General features: G+C 72.9%; 17 protein-coding genes. 11 read left to right on the top strand and 6 right to left on the bottom strand.

Features of this window, described 5'->3' with window-relative positions:
* Positions 1-94 precede the first annotated feature (94 nt).
* From ACZ7DE_RS35325 to ACZ7DE_RS35310, 4 genes are read right to left on the bottom strand one after another with little or no spacing between them, the layout of a single operon-like run.
* Entirely contained in the window at positions 95-1435 is a 1341-nt protein-coding gene (locus ACZ7DE_RS35325) for an AAA domain-containing protein (protein ID WP_470768497.1), read from the bottom strand.
* Positions 1432-3066: a hypothetical protein gene (locus tag ACZ7DE_RS35320; protein WP_470768496.1), complete on the bottom strand. Its 1635-nt coding sequence runs from the start codon at positions 3064-3066 to the stop codon at positions 1432-1434. Before ACZ7DE_RS35320 ends, ACZ7DE_RS35325 begins: the two co-directional genes overlap by 4 nt.
* Positions 3057-4235 (bottom strand): hypothetical protein, encoded by a 1179-nt coding sequence (locus tag ACZ7DE_RS35315; RefSeq protein WP_470768495.1) that lies wholly within the window; start codon positions 4233-4235, stop codon positions 3057-3059. The genes ACZ7DE_RS35320 and ACZ7DE_RS35315 overlap by 10 nt, the downstream gene beginning before the upstream one ends.
* Positions 4186-5139, bottom strand: a complete 954-nt coding sequence (locus ACZ7DE_RS35310) for a phosphatase PAP2 family protein (RefSeq protein WP_470768494.1) — start codon at positions 5137-5139, stop codon at positions 4186-4188. The genes ACZ7DE_RS35315 and ACZ7DE_RS35310 overlap by 50 nt, the downstream gene beginning before the upstream one ends.
* A 222-nt stretch (positions 5140-5361) precedes the next feature.
* Here ACZ7DE_RS35310 and ACZ7DE_RS35305 point away from each other — a divergent pair, with 222 nt between their 5' ends.
* Entirely contained in the window at positions 5362-5955 is a 594-nt protein-coding gene (locus ACZ7DE_RS35305; protein WP_470768493.1) for a histidine phosphatase family protein, read from the top strand.
* A gap of 32 nt (positions 5956-5987) precedes the next feature.
* Here ACZ7DE_RS35305 and ACZ7DE_RS35300 read toward each other — a convergent pair whose 3' ends face one another.
* Complete coding sequence (locus tag ACZ7DE_RS35300; protein ID WP_470768492.1) at positions 5988-7445, bottom strand: tetratricopeptide repeat protein; 1458 nt, start codon at positions 7443-7445, stop codon at positions 5988-5990.
* Positions 7446-7702: 257 nt separating this feature from the next.
* Between ACZ7DE_RS35300 and ACZ7DE_RS35295 the strand changes: the two genes are divergently transcribed.
* Together ACZ7DE_RS35295 and ACZ7DE_RS35290 are read left to right on the top strand one after the other, a co-directional pair.
* Entirely contained in the window at positions 7703-8098 is a 396-nt protein-coding gene (locus tag ACZ7DE_RS35295; RefSeq protein ID WP_470768491.1) for a hypothetical protein, read from the top strand.
* Between the two features lie 133 nt (positions 8099-8231).
* Positions 8232-9101 (top strand): spermidine synthase, encoded by an 870-nt coding sequence (locus tag ACZ7DE_RS35290; protein ID WP_470768489.1) that lies wholly within the window; start codon positions 8232-8234, stop codon positions 9099-9101.
* 16 nt (positions 9102-9117) lie between these two features.
* On the opposite strand, the gene ACZ7DE_RS35285 is transcribed toward ACZ7DE_RS35290, so the two are convergent.
* A complete protein-coding gene (locus ACZ7DE_RS35285) occupies positions 9118-9636 on the bottom strand; it encodes a hypothetical protein (RefSeq protein WP_470768487.1) in 519 nt (172 codons plus the stop codon).
* A 143-nt stretch (positions 9637-9779) separates the two neighbouring features.
* On the opposite strand from ACZ7DE_RS35285, the gene ACZ7DE_RS35280 reads away from it, so the two are divergent.
* The 8 genes from ACZ7DE_RS35280 to ACZ7DE_RS35245 all read left to right on the top strand — a co-directional run bounded on the left by ACZ7DE_RS35280 (position 9780) and on the right by ACZ7DE_RS35245 (position 20297).
* Entirely contained in the window at positions 9780-10487 is a 708-nt protein-coding gene (locus tag ACZ7DE_RS35280; RefSeq protein WP_470768484.1) for a response regulator transcription factor, read from the top strand.
* Positions 10484-11860, top strand: coding sequence for a HAMP domain-containing sensor histidine kinase (locus ACZ7DE_RS35275; RefSeq protein WP_470768482.1), 1377 nt, complete (start codon positions 10484-10486; stop codon positions 11858-11860). The genes ACZ7DE_RS35280 and ACZ7DE_RS35275 overlap by 4 nt, the downstream gene beginning before the upstream one ends.
* Positions 11861-12025: 165 nt before the next feature.
* A complete protein-coding gene (locus tag ACZ7DE_RS35270) occupies positions 12026-13513 on the top strand; it encodes a glycoside hydrolase family 18 protein (RefSeq protein ID WP_470768479.1) in 1488 nt (495 codons plus the stop codon).
* Between the two features lie 212 nt (positions 13514-13725).
* A complete protein-coding gene (locus tag ACZ7DE_RS35265) occupies positions 13726-15042 on the top strand; it encodes an ABC transporter substrate-binding protein (RefSeq protein WP_470768477.1) in 1317 nt (438 codons plus the stop codon).
* A 31-nt stretch (positions 15043-15073) separates the two neighbouring features.
* Positions 15074-16051 (top strand): carbohydrate ABC transporter permease, encoded by a 978-nt coding sequence (locus ACZ7DE_RS35260; protein ID WP_470768475.1) that lies wholly within the window; start codon positions 15074-15076, stop codon positions 16049-16051.
* Complete coding sequence (locus ACZ7DE_RS35255; protein WP_470768473.1) at positions 16048-16932, top strand: carbohydrate ABC transporter permease; 885 nt, start codon at positions 16048-16050, stop codon at positions 16930-16932. Before ACZ7DE_RS35260 ends, ACZ7DE_RS35255 begins: the two co-directional genes overlap by 4 nt.
* A gap of 27 nt (positions 16933-16959) precedes the next feature.
* Positions 16960-18282, top strand: coding sequence for a glycoside hydrolase family 36 protein (locus ACZ7DE_RS35250; RefSeq protein WP_470768649.1), 1323 nt, complete (start codon positions 16960-16962; stop codon positions 18280-18282).
* Entirely contained in the window at positions 18282-20297 is a 2016-nt protein-coding gene (locus ACZ7DE_RS35245) for a beta-galactosidase (RefSeq protein WP_470768471.1), read from the top strand. The genes ACZ7DE_RS35250 and ACZ7DE_RS35245 overlap by 1 nt, the downstream gene beginning before the upstream one ends.
* Positions 20298-20440: the final 143 nt, after the last annotated feature.

Below are 20440 nucleotides of genomic sequence, written 5' to 3'. Positions count from 1 at the left end.
CAACTCTCAAGCCGCTGAAGCCCCGCGATGTTCCCGCGATGTTCCCGGGACGGGACGGGACGGGACGGGTCGGGTCGGGACGGAGGGCCGGGCTTCACGGTCTCCAGGGGACGCGGTGTTCGGCGAGGTGGGCCAGGACGGCGTGGTTGGCCTCCCAGCCGTCCGGGAACTTCACCAGCGTGCCCAGCTGGACCGGTTCCGTCGACGGGTACTCGTCCAGCAGGTCGCCCACCCCCGCCCGGCACACCACCACGCACGCGTGCCGGTGGCGGGACGCCAGGACGCACAGACGGCCCGTCTCCAGGTGGAAGGCGGTGGCGTCGGGGCGGCCGGAAAGCGGGTGCAGGATCACCGTGACGTCGAACTCCATGCCCTGCAGCCGGTTCGCCGTGTCCACGGTCACGTCCGCGACGCCCAGCTCGGCCAGCGCCGCCCGCACCGCCGCCGCCTGGTCACGGTGTGCCGTGCCGACGGCGACCCGGCCGGCCGTCAGCGGGGCCGGGTCGGGGGAGCCTTCCGAAGTGGCCGCGCCGCCCCGGTCCAGCAGGCGCCGCACGACCGTGGCGACCGCCCGCACCGCCTCCGGGTCGGTCCGCGGAGTGTGCCGGGCGGGAAGTTCCAGCAGGCCCCAGCCGGACGCCGCCGCCTCGTCGATCACCCGGTCGGCGCCGGAGCCGTCCGACGGTACGGCGAACGAGAGCCGACGGTCGCCGTGGTCCGTCCCGCTGCGGAACGGGGTGTACGGGTAGAACGCGTCCGAGACCAACGGCGCGGCGGACGCCGGGAGCCGCCAGGACACCGGCAGGCGGTGCTGCGGCAGCTGCGGGTTGTGGGCGAGGAGGGTCGACACCGCCGAGGCCGACGGGTCGTAGGACAGGCCCGCCCACTGCTCGCCGCCCACGATCGAGAACGGGTCCAGCTGCCCCGGGTCGCCCACGAACAGCGCCCGCTCGAACAGCCCGGCCACGGCGAGGAGCCCGTCCGACCGCATCTGGTACGCCTCGTCCACGATCGCGTGCCGCCACGGCTCGTCGGTCTTCACGTGCGCCCACTTGGCCGCGGTGGAGATCACCACCGGCAGCCCGGCCAGCTCCCCCGCCTTCGCCGACTTCCGCACGTTGGCCAGATCCTCAAGCGCCTTGTCGTACGGGTCGGCGTCGCTGCTGTGCAGCCGGCCCACCGGCAGCTCGGGGTTCTTCTTCGCGAGCCGCACGACCAGGTCGTCCACCTGGGCGTTGGTCTGCGCCACCACCATCAACGACCGGCCCGCCTCGGCGAGTTCGAGCGCGGCGCGGACGACGAGCGTGGACTTGCCGGCGCCGGGCGGGGAGTCGACGACCACCCCGCGCGCGGTGCCGTGCAGCGTGTCGCGCAGGATCGCGTCGGTGGCGCGGGTCGCCGCGGTACCGGGGTCGAAAGCGGCCTCGGTGGTCACAGAAGGTCCTCCTGGGTGACGGAGTCGGGGGCCTCGGGCGCCTGTTCCCCGGGCGGCCCGCCGTGTGTCCACGGCGTCTCCTCCGGGTCGGGCAGCTTGGCGCCTCCGCGCTGCTCGTGCTCGAAGAGCGTGAAGCAGAGCAGGTCGCCCTTCTCCGGCACGGACCCCGCCTCGGGCTCCTTGCCACGGCCCATCTTGTCGACGATCCGCAGCACCAGCAGGCCGTCCTCCTCCTCGCCGTCCCGCCGTACGAACTCCGCCGCCTGCGGCTTGCCGCCCAGCGACCGGTACACCTTCGTCCGCTCCCCGAGATGCGGCCGGTCCTCCGTGCGGACGGTGACCAGCGGGCGCGGGCTCGGCCGTCTGCCCTCGCCGTACGCCATGACGACGTCGACGACCTCGCCCGCGAAGGCCTCGCCGGCCAGCCGCCGCGCCGCCATCACCAGCGGATCGTCGAGCGCCTCCTGGGCCTCCAGACGGGCCTGCTCGCGCTCGCGCGTGGCCAGCTTGTTGGCGGCGGTGACCGCGTCGTCGCGACGCGGCTGCGGGGGTTCGCCGGCGACGACCCGGTCGCGGTGGCCGGTGAACGACCAGCGGTCGCGCGTCCACCGCTCCTCGACGTGCGCGCCCTCCGGCAGCGTCCGCAGCAGATCCAGGCCGCGCCACACCGCGTCCCAGGTGGGCTGAGTGCGGCTCCGCACCAGCTCGCGGATCTCCTGCTCGGCGGCGGTGAGCGCGGCCAGCCGGTCGTCGGCCTGCAGCCCGTCCTCGGCGGCGGCCAGGGCGGTGCGCGCCCGGTCGTAGCGCTCGATGGCCGGGGCGAGCAGTTTGTTGTCGAACGCCGGGTCCGTCGCCGGACCGGCCGGCGGGCACAGCAGCTGCCCGGCCGCGTCCCGCGCGAGTTCCGCCCGCAGCGCCGCCCGGGCGCCCGTCGCTTCCACCCGGACATCTCCCCGGTCGGGCGAATCCGGGACCGGGGGAGGGTCGATCCAGGCGAGCAGCGCGCCCAGGTGCTGGTCCTCCAGGCTCGACTGCCCGGTGGCCCAGTGCCGGCCCAACAGCTCGGTGAGAGCCACCAGCAGCGAGGATCCGGGCACCCGGGAGCGCTCCCCGAAGTGGGTCAGCCACCGCCCGAGCAGCGGCACGCGCGGAGGCGCGGGATGCGGCGTCTCCGGATCCTGCTCCGCCGTCCGCCGGAACCGCGTGGAGCGGCCCAGGAGGCGTACGTAGTCGACGCCCGCGCGGCTCGGGACGATCAGCTGGGGCGCGTCCGCGCACAGCTCGACCTCGACCTTGGCGCGTTTGCCGGTCTCCGGGTCGGTCTCGTTGCGTTCCGCGGCCTCCACGGCGTCGGCGTAGGAGTCGATGTAGGGCAGGACGACGTCGGCCAGTTCGGCGAGGAACGCGAACCTCAGGTCGCGGTCGCGCGGCTGCGCCACGACGAGCAGGCGCGGCGCGTCCCGGTCGGTGCCGACCAGTGCGCCCAGCGGGGCGCCGGCCTCACCGGCGGTGGTCAGCGGGACGAAGACCAGCGGCCGCTCGGACAGATGCCGGTGGCGGACGGTGGCGGTGGGCTGCGCGCGGCCGGTGGCGACGGCCTCGAGCCGGGCGAGGGTGGCGATCAGCGACACGCGGGCACCGCCCCGGCGGCAGGCGCCCACCCGTCCCGCGGCTCGGCGGCAGGCGGGAGCGCGCCGAGGGCCTCGGCCCGCAGCGCGGCCGCTCTGCGCAGCGCGGCCACCGCCGGGTCCCGTGGGTCGCCGGCCTCTCCGCGGGCGGCCGCCAGGACGTCCTCGACGGTCGTCAGACCGCCCAGTTCGGCCCGCACGGACCGGCCCAGGGACGTGACCGCGCCCGCCGCGCGGGAGCGGTCACGGCAGTGGAAGGCCAGCTCGCAGGCGGCCAGGCACTCGGGCGCGTACGTCGCCGGAACCGACTCGACGGCGGCCGTCAGCTCCTCGGCGGGCAGCTCGGGGGAGAAGCAGACGCCTTCGGGGAGCGCGTCGGCGATGTCCTGGACGCGGGTGAGGCGGGCCAGCTGGCGGCTGGTGACCGCGCGCTGTTTACGCACGTCCACCGCGGACGCGGTGGGCAGGTTGGAGAAGTCCTTGGGGCAGACCAGCAGCACCCGGTGACGCACGCGCGGGGGCGGGTCGAGCCGGGCGGCGACCTCCTCGAGGGCCAGCACGTAGACCGCGGCCTGCCGGGCGGCGGCGCCGACCTTCGCCGGGTCCGCCGAGCCGTCCAACATGGGGAAGGACTTGATCTCCACGACCGTCCAGCTGCCGTCCGGGTGCACCACCACGGCGTCCGGTTCCAGGAAGGCGGGGGAGCCCGCGACGTCGAGCGCGATCATCGGGTGGTCCAGGAGCGTCCAGGTGCCGGTCGCGCCGGTGGCCTCGCGCAGCGCCAGCGCCGTGCGCGCGGCGCGGCCCTCGGGGCCGATCGCGGCCAGGTCGGGCACGGCCGCGTCGACGGGCGGCGCGGCGGCCGGGTCCAGCCGCTCGTGCACCAGCCGCAGCAGCTCCGCGCCGCTGTCCGCCTTCACCTTCGCCTCGAAGGCGTTGCCGCGGGTGAGGGCGAACTGGGACTGGCCGAAGGCCGACGGCGATCCCAGCGCGCCCGCCAGCGCCGCCTTGTCCACCCCGGCCCCGTCGAGGATCGCGCGCCGCTTGCAGCCCGGGTTCGCGGCGAGCGCGGCGAGGGCCCGGGCGTCCAGCGCCTTGGCGGGTACGTCGGGACCGCGCAGCTCAGCGAGCCGCTGCCGGAGCGCCGTCCCCCGCGTCCGAGGGAGAGGCACCCGGGTCGGCTCCGGGCCGAGGCCGTGACTCGCGCTGCCGTGGAATTCGCTCACCCGTCGAAGTCTGGCATCCGCCACTGACAATCGAGGCCGATGTGCCGGTAGAGGTCGCCGCGGCGAGCGGGGCGCGGGCCGTGAACCACACCCGGGCGCGGTCCGCCCCGCGCATCACCAACGGGGTCAGCAGCAGTCCGACGCCCATCACGGCCGCGCCCGCGACGGCGTCGAGGAAGTAGTGGTTGGCGGTGCCCATCACCACGATCGTCGTCACCACGGGGTAGACGACCGCGGCCGTCCTCGCCGTGCGCGTGCGGCCGTGGCGCCAGAGTATGACGCCGCACCACAGGGCCCAGCCCACGTGCAGGCTCGGCATGGCCGCGTACTGGTTGGTCATGCCGCCCATGCCGCGTGGCGCGCTGGCCTCTCCGCCCCACCAGCCGTACGAGCTGTACTGGGCCATGGTGTCCACGAAGCCGTGGCTCGCCGACAGCAGCCGGGGCGGGCAGGTGGGCATCAGGGTGAAGCCGATCAGACCCATGAAGGTGGACGTCATCAGCCAGGTGCGGGCCGCCCGGTAGTGCAGGGCCCGCGACCGGAACAGCCAGACCAGGATCACGGGCGTGACGAGGTAGTGCAGCGACGCGTACCAGAAGTCGGCCGGCACGCCGATCCAGGCCTCGGTCCTGAACAGCCGGTTCAGCGGGTGCTCGGCGTTGATGTGCAGGAACTTCTCGACCCGCAGGATCGCCAGGCCGTGGTCGACGGCGGTGGTGACGTCGCCGCGCGCGAGCAGCCGGCCCCCCGAGTAGCAGGCGTACACCAGCAGGATCAGGGGCAGCTCGGTCCACCAGCGCAGCCGTGTCCGCGAGGCCGCCTCGGTGCCTGGTGTCTCGGTCTGCGGCATCCGATCGCCTCCCCCTTCGTCTCTGTGTGGTCGCTGCGGCGCCGGTGGCGCGGGACAGGCCACTTTACGGCGCGTGCGCGCCGCCGTAGTCAGGTGCCCCGGCTCTCAAAGACGCTGAGATCGCCCACCGGGTTGCCCCTGTTCAGGGTGAGCGATGATGGAGGGGATCCGCCCCCGCGTCCTCCCCTGGTTCCTCCCAGGGTTTCCCCGGAAAGGTCCCCCATGGCACCGCGCATCCTGCTGGCCCGGCACGGACAGACGGAGTGGTCGCTGTCCGGCAAGCACACCGGCAGGACCGACGTGCCGCTTCTGGAGGAGGGCCGCCGGGGCGCGAAACTGCTGGGCGAGCGGCTGCACCGGGCGCCCCACGACGGCCTCGCGGACGTGGAGATACGCACCAGCCCGCTGTCCCGCGCGCGGGAGACGTGCGAACTCGCCGGCTTCGGCGAGCGCGCGGTGACCTGGGACACCCTCGTGGAGTGGCACTACGGCTCCTACGAGGGCATGACGCCCGCCGAGATCCAGGCGGTCCGCCCCGGCTGGCTCATCTGGCGCGACGGCGTCCCCGAGGGCGAGACCCTCGCCGAGGTGACCGCCCGTGCGGACGAGGTCGTCGCCTGGGCCCGCTCGGCCGACCGGGACGTGCTGGTCTTCGCGCACGGTCACATCCTTCGCTCCATCGGGGCGCGCTGGCTGGGTCTGCCGCTGGACTTCGCGGCGCGGATCCGTCTGAACCCGACGTCGCTGTCGGTCCTGGGCTGGGCCTACGGCGAACCGGCGATCGAGAGCTGGAACGACCTCGGGCACCTCGCGTAGCGGCCCCTGCGGGCCGGCCCGGACGCCGTCCCTCACACCGTCCGCGGCGTCGAGGCGTGCCGCTCCAGGAACGCCGACACGCCTCCCGCGCGCCGGTGCGGGAGCAGCACCCGCGCCGTTCCCGCCAGCATCGTCTGGATCCGGGACGACTGGACCTGGTCCAGGAGGTCCAGGACGCGCAGCCCCGCCACCGCGGCCTCGTCGGGACGGCCCCCGCGCGCGAGGTCGTCCGCGAGCTCGGCCGTGTACAGCGCGATGTTCCGGGTGAAGTGCGGATCCTGCAGGTCCGCCGCCCGTTTCGCGTGCCGGGCCGCGCGCGGCCAGTCGCCCAGCGTGGACCAGCATTGCGCGGTGAGCCCCTCCAGCTCGGCCTCGCCGTAGAAGCTCATCCACTCGGGGTCCTGGTCGCACGGACCCCGGTCGTAGAGGGCCTGCGCGCGGACCAGTGCCTGCACGCACCCGGTGCGGTCGGCGAGCCCGGCCCAGCCGCCCGCCTCGCGCAGGGCGAGCAGCGACATCAGGCGGGGCGAGCCCAGCGGGCGGGCGACGCGCTGGGCGGCCTGGGCGGCGCGGACGGCCTCGCGGGGCCGTCCCGCGTCCCGTGCGAGGAACGCGGTGTTGCAGAAGGCGTGCGCCTCCAGCGCGTGGTCCCCGTTCATCCGGGCGGTCGCCAGGGCTTCGGCGTAGTGCGAGCGGGCGTCGTCGAACCGGCCCGAGTCGTGCGCCAGCCAGCCCACGGAGATGGCGAGCTCCCCGGCGCCCGAGTGGAGCCGGTCGGCGGCCGTCTGCCGGGTGGTTCCGGCGTCCAGCAGCGCGTAGGCGGCGCGCAGGGGAGCGGCCGCGCGCCGGTAGAGGCCGTCCGCCCCGTGCCGGTCGTCCAGCAGCCGGATTCTGCGGACCGCCTCTTCCAGCGCGCCCGCCTCGCTCGTCCCCGCGCGGCGGGGACGAGCCGCCGTGGACGCGTCGGGGGCGAGCGCCAGGGGGCCCAGGGTGGCGACGGCCATCGTGGCGCCTCCGCCGGTCATGAATGCGCGACGCAGCACGTCGCTCTCCTCGTGGTCGTGGTGCGGGTCGTACGGGTCCTGCATGTCATACGGCTCGTGCGCTCCATCCGTGTCACCCGTGTCGCGCTCGTCACTCGTCGTGCGTGCCGGGCTCATGGGGTGCGGGCAGGGCGCTTCCTCGGCGGTACGCGCCCCCCGTCCGCGCACGGCCGAGCGGGGCGCGAAGCCCAGGTCGGTGAGCGTGCGACCGGGGAACATGTGCAGGAACACCCGCTCGTACGCGTAGTTGGGGCAGCGGATCTCCCCGGCCTCGACCCGCCCGATGTAGCGCGCGTCGCAGCTGACCCGCTCGCCGATCTCGCCTCCGGCCCGCCGCACGAGCGCGGCGAACTCGGCCGGCGAGCGTGGTCCGCGCAGATGCCGGAAGGCGAGGTTGGGCCGTGGTGGCCGGTCGGGCCGAGGTGGGGTCACCGTTGACGACGCCATGGCCGGGTCCTCTCGTGCGAACCGTCGAACCATGCCGGACCAGGGGTGAGTTGTCCGTGTGGCACCCTTGTGCCCGGCGGGCAAGAACGTACCTGCTGCGGTCGGGCCGTCATGTGGTGTTTGGCTACAAAACCGGATATCTCATCCGCGATCTGCCATGAACTGCCATCCTTTGCGGCGGACTTCCGCCGTAGCCCTTGACGACGTGAGACGTTGAGCCCTGTGGACGACAGGCGGGCTGCGCGGTGGAGGCCGGGATGGAGACGACCAGCCAGAGCAACGATCGTCGTGTGCCGTCGGTGGCGGCGTGCGACCTGGTGACGGTGCCGACCCGTCAGGGGCTGGAGGCGGTCGACATCCTGCGAAGGGGGTCGCCGGCCGGCGACGGGATGGGGCCCGTCCTGCACGACGACGGCGACGACACCCTCGCCTTCGTGGTGCCGGCCGGCACGGCGGCGGCATGGGACGTACCGGGCAGCACCTGCACCCGGACCGACGGCCGGGGCCTGAGACTCGACCCCCGGCCGCCGGCCGAGGGCTCGGACTGGCTGGTGCCGCCCGGCGAGGCGGACCTCGCGACGGATCCGGCGGTGCTGCGGCGGGCGTTGGGCGAGGCGGCCCGGCTCATCGAGGCGGCCGACAGCTGCCGGTGAGGACGCCGGTCACGGCGAGAGCGGGCCTCGCCGAAGGCCGGCGCGAGCGGCGCACCGCCACCCACCCGCGTGCGTGCGCGGCCGACGTCGGCCGGGCGCGCGGAGAGCTCCCACGGCCTGCGAAAATGCTGTCATGGGAAAGTCCAGGAACACCCGGCGTGAGCGGGAGGCCGACGCCGCCGTCGTCGAGACCGTCGACGGCGGACTCGCCCAGCTCATACCCGACCGGGACCGGGCACGGGCCTGGACGCTGCTGATCGACGGAGCCCCCCAGTCGCACGTCGACCTCGACGACCCCGCCCACCTCTCGTTCGAGTACCAGCGGCGGCTGGGCCACGTCATCGACCTCGCCTCCCCGCCCGGCAGGCCGCTGCACGTCGTGCACCTAGGCGGCGGCGCCTTCACCCTCGCGCGGTACGTCGCCGCCACCCGCCCCCGCTCCACCCAGCAGGTCGTCGAACGCGACGCGGCCCTCGTCCAACTGGTCCGCCGGGCGCTGCCGTTGGACCCGGGTGCCAGGATCAGGGTCAGGTCCGTCGACGCGCGGGAGGGGCTCGCCAAGGTGCCCGACGGCTGGGCCGACCTCGTCATAGCCGACGTGTTCAGCGGCGCCCGCACACCCGCCCACCTCACCTCGACCGAGTTCCTCGACGAGGTGCGCAGGGCGCTGAAGCCCGGCGGGTGGTACGCCGCCAACCTCGCCGACGGTCCGCCGCTGGCCCACCTGCGCGGCCAGATCGCCACCGCCGCCGCCCGCTTCGGGGAACTCGCGCTGGTCGCCGACCCGACCGTGCTGCGGGGCAAACGGTTCGGCAACGCGGTGCTCGTCGCCTGCGACCTGCCCCTGCCGGTCGCCGAACTGACCCGCCGGGCCGCCTCCGATCCGCACCCCGGCCGGGTCGAGCACGGCCGCACGCTCACCGACTTCACCGGCGGGGCGGCGCCGGTCGTCGACGCGTCGGCGGTGGCCTCGCCGGCGCCCCCGCCCTCGGTGTTCCGCTAGCTGCCGCCGTCGGCCCTCAGTACGTGCCGATCTCCACCCGGGGCGGCCCGTCGTGCCAGGTGCAGAAAACCGACACGCGGTCGGCGCCGGAGCCGAACTCCACCCGGATCCACGACTCCGTCTTCCACACCTGCATCGACCAGCCCGCGCCCGGGGTGGCCGAGACGAGCGTCGCCGAGGTACGGCCGAGGTCGAAGACGACCCGCCCGCCGTCGGTGTCGTAGCTCTTGACGGTGCTCGCCGCCGAGGTGGAGGGGCCGGGGGAGGGGCTCGACGTCGCCGTCCGCGAGGGAACGGGCGTGAGCGGTGTGCGGCTCGGGCTCGGGGAGGCGCTCGCCGACGGCCCGGGCCGACTCGTGGACGGGGCCAGGGGCTTCGACTCCTGCGTGGTCGCGTCGGCCGCGGTGAGCGGCAGGGCGCGCGGCGGGTCGTAGGCCGTGCCCGCCAGCACCGTGTGGACGCCCCACCACGACAGCGTGACCGCCGCGCCGGTGGCGAGCGACCAGGCCAGTACGTGTACGAGTGCTCTGCGCATCGCGGCCATCTTGCCCCACCCGCCTCACCCGTGTCGCACGGATGTGTCCTCGTTCTCACCCGTCCGCCTCACCGGTCCTCCACAGAGGACGAGTTGTCCACAGGCCCGGATGACGCTCGCCCGCATGGCGTAGGTTGCGGCGCATGGCAAGTGTGCTCGTGGTCGAGGACGACCAGTTCGTACGCTCGGCGCTCATCCGGCAGCTGACCGACGCCTCGCACACCGTGCGCAGCGTCGGAACGGCACTGGAGGCGCTGCGCGAGGTCGCCCATTTCCGCTTCGACGTGGTCGTCCTCGACCTCGGACTGCCCGATCTGGACGGCTCCGAGGCGCTGAAGATGCTGCGCGGCATCACGGACGTGCCGGTCATCGTCGCCACCGCACGCGACGACGAGACGGAGATCGTCCGGCTGCTGAACGCGGGCGCGGACGACTACCTGACCAAGCCGTTCTCGGTGGAGCACCTGTCGGCGCGGATGGCGGCCGTGCTGCGGCGGGCCCGGTCCGGCGCCGGAGAGGCCGCGCCCTCCAGCGTCCTGCGGGTCGGCGGCCTGACCGTCGACCCGTTGCGCCGCCAGGCCGAACTGGACGGCGCACGGCTCGACCTCACCCGTCGCGAGTTCGACCTGCTGGCCTTCCTCGCGGGCCGGCCAGGAGTCGTCGTCCCCCGCCGTGAACTGCTCGCCGAGGTGTGGCAGCAGTCCTACGGGGACGACCAGACCATCGACGTCCATCTGTCCTGGCTGCGGCGGAAGCTGGGCGAGACGGCGGCGAGGCCGCGCTATCTGCACACCCTGCGGGGCGTCGGAGTGAAGCTCGAGCCACCGGGGGAAGGGGTCGCGGCGCGATGAGATGGGCCCTGGTCAAGGTCTGCCTGGCGGTCACCACCATGGTCGTGGTCGCCTTCGCCGTCCCGCTCGGTCTGGTCGTCAAGGAGATGGCCCGCGACCGCGCGTTCTCCAACGCGGAGCGCGAGGCCGCGGTCGTGGTCCCGGCCCTGTCCATCACCACCGACCGCGACCAGTTGGAGCGGGTGGTCGCCTCCGCCGGCTCCGACGACGGCATGGCCGTGCACCTGCCGGCGGGCGGCGGCCGGGCAGCCGTCGACCTCGGCCGGCAGCGGGCCGCCGCCTCGGACATCGCGGCCGTGCGGAAGCTGGGCCGCGCCTCCACGGCGGAGGTCCCGGGCGGCTCCGCGCTGCTCCAGCCCGTCGCACTGGGCCTGGGGACCGTGGTGATCGAGGTGTACGTCCCCGAGTCCGAGGTGAGCAACGGCGTCGGCACGGCCTGGGCCGTGCTGGCGGCCGTCGGGGTCGCGCTGGTCGTCGGCTCGGTCGCGGTCGCCGACCGGCTGGGCGTACGGATGGTGCAGCCGGCCAGGCGGCTGGTCGAGGGGGCGCACGAACTGGGGGAGGGCAAGCTCGGGGCGAGGGTGCCGGAGGAGGGGCCGAACGAACTGCGCCTGGCCGCGGCGGCGTTCAACTCCATGGCGGACCAGGTGGTGCAACTGCTGGCGAACGAGCGGGAGCTGGCGGCCGACCTGTCCCACCGTCTGCGCACCCCGCTCACCGTCCTGCGGCTCAACGCCGCCTCCCTCGGCGACTCCCCGGCCGCGGAGCAGACCCGGACGGCGGTGGCCCAGCTGGAGCGCGAGGTCGACACGATCATCCGCACGGCCCGGGAGGCGAAACCGCAGACGGCGGCCCTCGGCCCCGGCGCCGGTTGCGACGCGGCCGAGGTGGTGCGCGAGCGGATGGCGTTCTGGTCGGCGCTCGCGGAGGACGAGGGCCGCAAGGTGCGCACGGCCGGCGTGGACCGACCGGTCCGCATACCCGTGGCCCGCGCCGACCTGGCCGCCGCCCTCGACGCCCTCCTCGGCAACGTCTTCCGGCACACCCCGGAGGGCACGGCCTTCGCGGTCGACGTCCACAACGGCGAGGACGCCGTGATCGTCCTCGTCTCGGACGCGGGCCCCGGCATACCCGACCCCGAGGCGGCGATGGCCCGCGGCCGCGGCTCGGGCACGGCCGGCTCCACGGGCCTCGGCCTGGACATCGTCCGCCGGCTCGCGGAGTCGACGGGCGGCGACGTCCGCATCGGCTCGTCCGTGCTGGGCGGCACCGAGGTGCGCATCTGGATCCAGCTGAACAGCCACGAACCGGCGCGCAGAGGACACCGGGGGGCTGTGCGGCGGCGCCGACGCGTGACCGTCGGGCGCCGGTGAGCACCTGATTGGTCTCGACCTTTAATCGGTCCCGATGCCTTCCTTAAGCGCGTCCTAAGATCCTCCCGCTCAGTCCGGGTTAGTCGTTTTGCCCGTTTCGTGATCGCTAGCGTGCTGCCGCACCCCACCTCCGGGACTCCCGTGAACAGTGAAGGCAGGCACGTCATGAGCACGCACCGGCGCAAGGTCAGTGGCAGGAACAAGGTCATCGGGGGCGCCGTCGCCGCGGCCGCGGTGGGCGGCGCGGTCGTCCTTGTCACCGGCACCGCCCAGGCCGCCGGGGTCGCAGCCGCCTACACCAGGACCAGTGACTGGTCGACGGGTTACACCGCGCAGTACGTCGTGACCAACAACAGCGGTGGGGCGAAGGCCGGCTGGAAGCTGGAGTTCGACCTGCCGGCCGGCGCGAAGCTCGGTTCGCTCTGGAACGGGGAGGCGAGCACCGGCGGGCAGCACGTCACCGTGACGCCCCCGAAGTGGGACTCCGACGGGCTCGCCGCCGGGGAGTCGGTCACCGTCGGGTTCGTGGTGAACGGGACCGGGGATCCGGTCGGCTGTCTCGTCGACGGGGCCAGGTGCTCCGCCGACGGGGGCGCCACGCCCGAGCCGAGCGGGCGGCCGACGCAGTCCGCCGTTCCCACCGCCTCCGCCTCCCCCTCCACCGCGCCTACGGCCACCTCCGTCCCGACCGCCACCGCCCCGGCCTCCACCGCTCCCCCCTCCCCGGGTGCGAGCGGCGGCTCCGGCGCCGGCACCCCCTCCTCCGCCGGCTTCGCCCCTTACGTCGACACCTCCCTCTATCCCGCCTTCGACCTGCTCGGAAGCGTGCGCGCGACCGGCGTCAAGGACTACAACCTCGCCTTCGTGACCGACGGCGGCGGCTGTACGCCCAAGTGGGGCGGGGTGACCGACCTCGCGAGCGACGGCGTGGCCGCGCAGATCGGCGCGCTGCGCGCCGAGGGCGGCGACGTGCGGGTCTCCTTCGGCGGGGCGTCCGGCTCCGAACTGGCCACCACCTGCTCCTCGCCGGACGCGCTGGCGGACGCGTACGGGAAGGTGGTCGACGCGTACCGGCTGACCAAGGTCGACTTCGACGTCGAGGGCGGGGCGCTGCCGAACGCCGCCGCCAACACCCGCCGCGCCCGGGCCATAGCCGAACTCCAGCGCAGGCACCCGGGCCTGAACGTGTCGTTCACCCTGCCGGTCATGCCCGAGGGGCTGACTCAGGACGGTGTGAGTCTCATCGCCGACGCGAAGGCCAACGGCGTGAGCATCGCCACGGTCAACGTCATGGCGATGGACTACGGTCCGGCGTACAGCGGTGACATGGGCGACTATGCCGAGCAGGCCGCCACCGCCACCCAGGCCCAGGTCAAGAGCGTGCTCGGACTGAGCGACAGTGCCGCGTGGAAGACGGTCGCCGTCACTCCGATGATCGGTGTGAACGACGTCGCCTCCGAGATCTTCAAGGTCGAGGACGCCGCACAGCTCGTCGCCTTCGCGAAGTCGAAGGGGCTGGGATGGCTGTCGATGTGGTCGGCGACCCGGGACAAGCAGTGCCCGGGCGGCGCCAAGGGCGCCGCGGACGCGACCTGCAGCTCGATCGTCCAGGGCGAGTCCGCGTTCTCGAAGGCCTTCGCCGCCTTCAAGTGATCTTCTCGGGGCCCGTCGGGATCAAGGAAACGGGCAAAAGATGATCAAGGTGTGTCGATTACGTTTCGACAAATGAAGTCAGCGGCTCTTGACGCATGAGCGGACATACGGCTGTTATTGCGCCACCCAGTGTTCGGTCAAGTTGATTTCTGGTCGATTGCGACCGGCTTTCAGTCATACCTCATGACCGAACCTCGCGTCAGGAGCCGCTCATGCACGACCTCACCCCCTCCGGCCGCCTCTCCCTCCCCTCCCCGAGCCGACGCACACTGTTGCGCGGCATAGGCGGGGCGGCCGCCCTGGGCGCCGGAATGCCGCTGCTGTCCGCGTGCGGCAGCAGCGGCGCAGCCGCCGACCCGAAGACCGTCACCCTCGGCTCCAACGCCTCCGACGCCGTCCCGAAGAAGGCCTTCGCCGAGATCTACGCAGCCTTCAAGAAGCAGTCCGGGATCACGGTCGACGTGAACACCAAGGACCACAACACGTTCCAGGAGCAGATCAACTCCTACCTCCAGGGCACCCCGGACGACGTGTTCAACTGGTTCGCCGGCTACCGCATGCAGTTCTTCGCGGCCAAGAAGCTCGCCACCCCCATCGACGACGTGTGGCAGAAGATCGGCGGCAACTTCCCCGACGCGATGAAGGCCCTCAGCAAGGGCGAGGACGGCAAGTACTACTTCGTGCCGCTGTACACGTACCCGTGGGCGCTCTTCTACCGCAAGAGCGTGTTCCAGCAGCACGGCTACACCGTCCCCACCACCTGGGACCAGCTGGTCGCGCTGTGCAAGCAGATGAAGAAGGACGGCCTGGTCCCGATCGCCTTCGGCGACAAGGACGCCTGGCCGGCGCTGGGCACCTTCGACCAGATCAACTTCCGCGCCAACGGCTACGACTTCCACGTCGAGCTGATGGCGGGCAAGGCCTCCTGGACCGACGCGAAGGTCCGCAAGACCTTCGACCACTGGGCCGAGCTCCTCCCCTACCACCAGGACGGCGCCGTCGGCCGCACCTGGCAGGACGCCGCCCAGACCCTCGTCTCCAAGAAGGCGGGCATGTACCTGCTGGGCACCTTCGTGGCGCAGCAGTTCACCAACCCGGCCGACGCCGACGACCTCGACTTCTTCGCCTTCCCGGAGATCGACCCGGCCTACGGCCAGGACACCGTCGAGGCGCCCACCGACGGCTTCATGCTCTCCAAGGCCCCGAAGAGCAAGGCCTCCGCCGTCAAGCTCCTGGAGTACCTGGGCACCCCGGAGGCCGAGGCGATCTACCTCAAGGCCGACCCGAGCGTCGTCGCCGCCTCCTCCAAGGCCGACACCTCCTCGTACACCGCGCTGCAGAAGAAGGCGTACGAAATGATCAGCGGCGCCAAGCACCTCACGCAGTTCATGGACCGCGACAGCCGGCCCGACTTCACCTCGACGGTGATGCAGCCCGCGCTGCAGAAGTTCGTCCGCGACCCCAAGGGAGTCGACAGCCTGCTGAGCTCGATCGAGCGCCAGAAGAAGACGATCTTCGCGTCCGGCTGACCCTCCTGCTGAAGCGGATGAGCACCACACCATGACCGTGGACACCACGAAGTCCCCGGAGGCGGCCGCCGTGCCGCCTCCGGGCACCGCATCCCCCGAGAAGCGGGCCCCGCAGGGCCACCGCCGCCTGCTGACCCGCCGTGACCGGCTCACCCTCGGCCTGATGGCCGGGGTGCCGACGATCCTGCACGTGGCCCTCGTCTGGGTCACCGCCCTCGCCTCCATCGCGCTGGCCTTCACCACCTGGGACGGCATCGGCTTCGACTCCATCAAGTGGGTCGGGCTGGACAACTTCCGTGAACTGTTCAGCAACAACCCGCAGTTCTGGCCCGCCGTCGAGCACAACGTCATCTGGTTCGTCGTGCTCATCCTGATCCCGACCCCGATGGGCCTGTTCCTGGCGGTCCAGCTGGACAAGAAGATCCGGTTCAGCCGGGTCTACCAGACGGCGTTCTTCCTGCCGGTCGTGGTGTCCATGGCCGTCATCGGATTCGTCTGGCAGCTGGTCTACAACCCGGACACGGGCCTGATCAACAGCCTCATCGGGGCGAACACGCCCGGGCACTACATCGACTGGATCGGCGACCCGGACCTCAACCTGTGGGCCATCCTCATCGCCGCCTCCTGGCGCCACGCCGGCTACATGATGATCCTGTACCTGGCCGGCCTGAAGAGCGTCGACCCCGCCCTGCGCGAGGCCTCCTCGCTGGACGGCGCGAACGAGTGGCAGACGTTCAAGAACGTCATCTTCCCAACCCTGCGGCCCACCAACACGGTCGTCCTCGTGGTGACGATCATCGAGGCGTTGCGCGCCTTCGACCTGGTCTTCGTCTTCAACAAGGGCGCCCAGGGCACCGAACTGCTGTCGATCCTGGTGACCAACAACATCATCGGCGAGTCCAGCCGCATCGGATACGGCTCGGCGATCGCCGTCGTCCTGCTGGTGATCTCCCTCGCGGTGATCATCCCGTATCTGATCGCGACCTTCCGCAAGGAGCGGCGAGCATGAGCGCGACCCTCGCGACCAAGCAGCGCACCCCCGTCCGCCCCGCCCGGATCCTGCTGCACACGTTCCTCGTCGTCACCGCCCTGGCCTGGCTCGCGCCCCTGCTCTGGGCGCTGTTCGCGGCCCTGCGCCCGTACGCGGAGACCAGCGAGAAGGGCTATGTGTCCTGGCCCGACAAGCTGAGCCTGGACAACTTCACCAACGCCTTCCAGCAGTCGGACATGCTGCACTACTTCGGCAACACGCTGCTGATCGCGGTCCCGGCCGTGCTGCTGACCCTGTTCCTGTCCTCGTGCGTGGCGTTCTACGTCAGCCGCTTCGACTTCCGGGTCAACCTCTTCCTGCTGCTGGTGTTCACGGCCGGCAACCTCCTGCCCCAGCAGGTGATCATCACCCCGCTGTACCGCCTGTACCTGCTGGTGAACCTGCCGGGGATCACCGTCAGCGGCAAGCTCTACGACTCCGCGCTCGGTCTGGTCCTCATCCACGTGGCCTTCCAGTCCGGCTTCTGCGCCTTCGTGCTGAGCAACTACATGCGCTCCCTGCCGCACGAGCTGACCGAGGCCGCCCTCGTCGACGGCGCCTCCGTGTGGCGCCTGTACTGGCAGATCGTGCTGCCCCTGTGCAAGCCCGCGATGGCCGCGCTGGCGACGCTGCTGTCCATCTGGATCTACAACGACTTCTTCTGGGCCATCGTGCTGATCTCCACCGGCGAGAACATGCCGATCACCTCGGCCCTGAACAACCTCTCCGGCCAGTACTTCACCGACCCCAACCTGGTCGCCGCCGGCGCCCTGCTCACCGCGATCCCCACGCTGATCGTCTACTTCGTGCTCCAGCGCCAGTTCGTCAGCGGCCTGACCCTCGGCGCCAACAAGGGCTGAGCCCCTTCCCCCGTGAAAGAGACCCCCGTGCACGACCCCTTCACCCCGGTGGCCACCGTCCCCGTGGATCCGCGCCGCGCCCGCGTCCACGAGGAGGGCTGGCAGTCCTGGAGCCCGAGCGGCGCGTACGCCCTCGACGCGCGCCCCCACCGTCCGACGAACGCCAACTGGGCGACCGTCTGCTACCGGCCCGGGGTCACCGTCCCCGCCGGAGCCTTCCAGGGGGAGGGACTGCTGGCCCTCGACCCCGGCGACGGCTCACCGGTACGCCTGTGGGCGGCGACGGACCCGACCCGCGAGGTCCCCTCGATCCGGCTGACCGTCCGGGCTGGCCGGGCCGAGGTCACCGCCGACGGGCCCGTGAAGGAGTACGCGGGGACGGAGGGCGCCGACGTCCAGGCCGCCCTGGCCGACTGGGCCGCGGCCCTCGGCCTCGCCGCGCCCCGCCCGGCGCCCACCGTCTGGTGCTCCTGGTACGAGTACTTCACCGCCGTCACCGAGGACGACGTCCACGAGAACCTGCGTGCCATGGACACCCTCGACCTGCCCGTCGACGTCGTCCAGATCGACGACGGCTACCAGCGCGCCCTCGGCGACTGGCTCACCCTCTCCGGCCGCTTCCGCTCGCGCGCCGGCATCGCGGACGCCATCCGGGCCCGGGGCCGCCGGGCCGGCATCTGGACGGCGCCCTTCCTCGTCGACCCGAGCAGCGAGCTCGCCGCCGAGCACCCCGACTGGCTGGTCGCCTCCGCCGACGGCGGCTTCGCGCACGCCGGCCGCAACTGGGGGCACGACCTGCGGGTCCTCGACACCACCCACCCCGGGGCGGCGGCCTACCTGACGGACGTCTTCCGGACCCTGCGCGCCGAGGGCTACGACTACTTCAAGGTCGACTTCCTGTACGCGGGCGCCCTGGACGGCGTCCGGCACGAGCGGTCCACGGGTCCCCTGGCGGCCTACCGTTCGGGCATCGAACTCATCCGGTCGGCGATCGGACCGGAGTCCTACCTCCTGGGCTGCGGCGCGCCGATGCTGCCCTCCCTCGGCCTGTTCGACGCGATGCGGGTCAGCCCCGACACGGCGCCGCACCGCCGCCCCGAGGCCGACGACTACAGTCAGCCCGGTCAGGACCCGGCCGAGTTCACCGGCGTCGGCCGCCAGTGGCAGCACGGCCGTCTCTGGACCAACGACCCCGACTGTCTGATGGCCCGCCCGGCGGTGGAGACCCGGGAGCGGTGGGCCGCGCACGTGGAGGCGACGGGCGGCCTGATGGCGTCCAGCGACCGGCTGCTGTCCCTCGACGCGTGGGGCGTGAACACCACCCGCCGCCTGCTGTCGGGAGGCGAGTGATGGAGCGCGCGCTGAACGTCCCCGGCATCGCCTACGGCGGCGACTACAACCCCGAGCAGTGGCCGCAGGAGGTCTGGGCCGAGGACATGCGGCTCATGGTCGAGGCCGGCGTGAACATGGTCAGCGTCAACATCTTCTCGTGGGCGCTGCTGGAACCGTCCGAGGGCGTGTACGACTTCTCGCGCCTGGACCGCGTCCTCGACCTGCTCCACGCCCACGGCATCGCCGCCGACCTGGCCACCCCGACGGCCGCGCCGCCGGCGTGGTTCTTCCGGGCCCACCCCGAGGCGCTGCCGGTGGACCCGGACGGCCGGAGGCTGTCGTACGGCAGCCGTCAGACGTTCTGCCCGAGCAGCCCGGCCTACCGGGAGGCGGCGCTGCGGATGGCCCGCGCGCTGGGGGAGCGGTACGCCGGCCATCCCGCGGTGGTCATGTGGCACGTCCACAACGAGTACGGCTGCCACAACGCCGAGTGCTTCTGCGACACGAGCGCGGAGGCGTTCCGCGGCTGGCTGCGCGACAGATACGGCGACGACCTGGCCGCGCTCAACGACGCCTGGGGCACCGCCTTCTGGAGCCAGTGGTACTACGACTGGGACGAGATCCTGCCGCCGCGCGCGACGGGCGCGGTCCCCAACCCCACCCACCGGCTGGACTGGCGCCGCTTCTGCAGCGACGCGCTGCTGTCCCTGTGCACGGCGGAACGCGAGGCGCTGGCACAGGCCGCCCCCGACGTCCCCGCCACCACCAACTTCATGGTGATGTACAACTTCGACGCGCTGGACTACTGGCGCTGGGCGCCCGAACTGGACGTCGTCTCCAACGACCACTACCTCCGGTCCACCGACCCCGAGTCCGAGATCGACATCGCGATGAGCGGCGATCTGGTGCGTTCGCTCGGGGGCGGCCGCCCGTGGCTGCTGATGGAGCACTCGACCGGAGCCGTGAACTGGCAGCCCGTCAACAGGGCCAAGAACGCGGGGGAGTTGCGTCGCAACGCCCTCGCCCACGTGGCGCGCGGCGCCGACGGCATCGCCTACTTCCAGTGGCGGGCCGCGAAGGCGGGCGCCGAGCAGTGGCACTCGGCGATGCTGCCGCACGCGGGCACGGACAGTGCGATCTGGCGGGACGTCGTGGCGCTCGGCGCGGACCTGAAGGCGCTCGCGGAGGTGCGCGGCAGCACGGGCACGGCCGAGACGGCGATCGTCTGGGACTGGGACGCCCGCTGGGCGCTGGAACTTCCCTCGCAGCCCAGCGAGGAGGTCCGCTTCCTGGACGTGACCAGGTCCTGGTACGAGCACCTGTGGCGGGCCGGCGTCGCCGTGGACTTCGTCCGCCCCGACGCGGACCTGTCGGCGTACCGCCTGGTCCTGGCGCCGAGCCTGTACCTGGTCGACGATGCGGGCGCGGCGAACCTGACCGCCTTCGCCGAGCGCGGCGGCACCCTGGCGGTCGGCTTCCACAGCGGGGCGGTCGACGAGAACTGCCATGTGCGGCTGGGCGGTTACCCGGGCGCCTTCCGCGAGGCCCTCGGCGTGCGCACGGACGAACTGTTCCCGTTGCTGCCCGGGCAGACGGTGGGGCTGAGCGGGGGCGGCACGGCGTCCCTGTGGTCGGAGCGGGCCCGCACGGCCGGAGCGGAGACGGTGACCTCGTACACGGACGGCCCGCTGACCGGCGTCCCCGCGGTCACCCGGCACGGGTACGGCGCCGGCACGGCCTGGTACGTGGCCACGCTTCCCGACCCGGACACGCTGGCGGCGTTGCTGGCCCGGATCCGCGAGGAAGCGGGCGTGCGGCCGGTGCTGCGGGACGTGCCTGCGGGCGTGGAGGCGGTACGGCGGCGCGGCGCCACGGCCGACTACGTGTTCCTCGTCGACCACGGCGGGACGGGAGCCGAGGTGGCCGTCGCCGCCGGCGCGGTCGAACTCCTCACCGGCACGCCGGCGCCGGACGGCTCGGTGACGGTCCCGCCGGGCGGTGTCGCCGTCGTACGGGAGCCGCGCGGGACGTGACCGGGGGCTGACTCCCCGACGTTCGGCTCCGCGTCCCCCGGGCCCACGGGCCCGGGGGACGCGGAGCCGTGGGGGGGGGGGGGGGGAAAACACCCGCGCGGCTCCCCCTCCCCCCCCCCCAAAGGAAGGGGGGAGGTGGGTGG

Source organism: Streptomyces sp. NPDC037083, from assembly GCF_055606485.1.
This window is presented reverse-complemented; position numbering and strand designations above follow the sequence as displayed.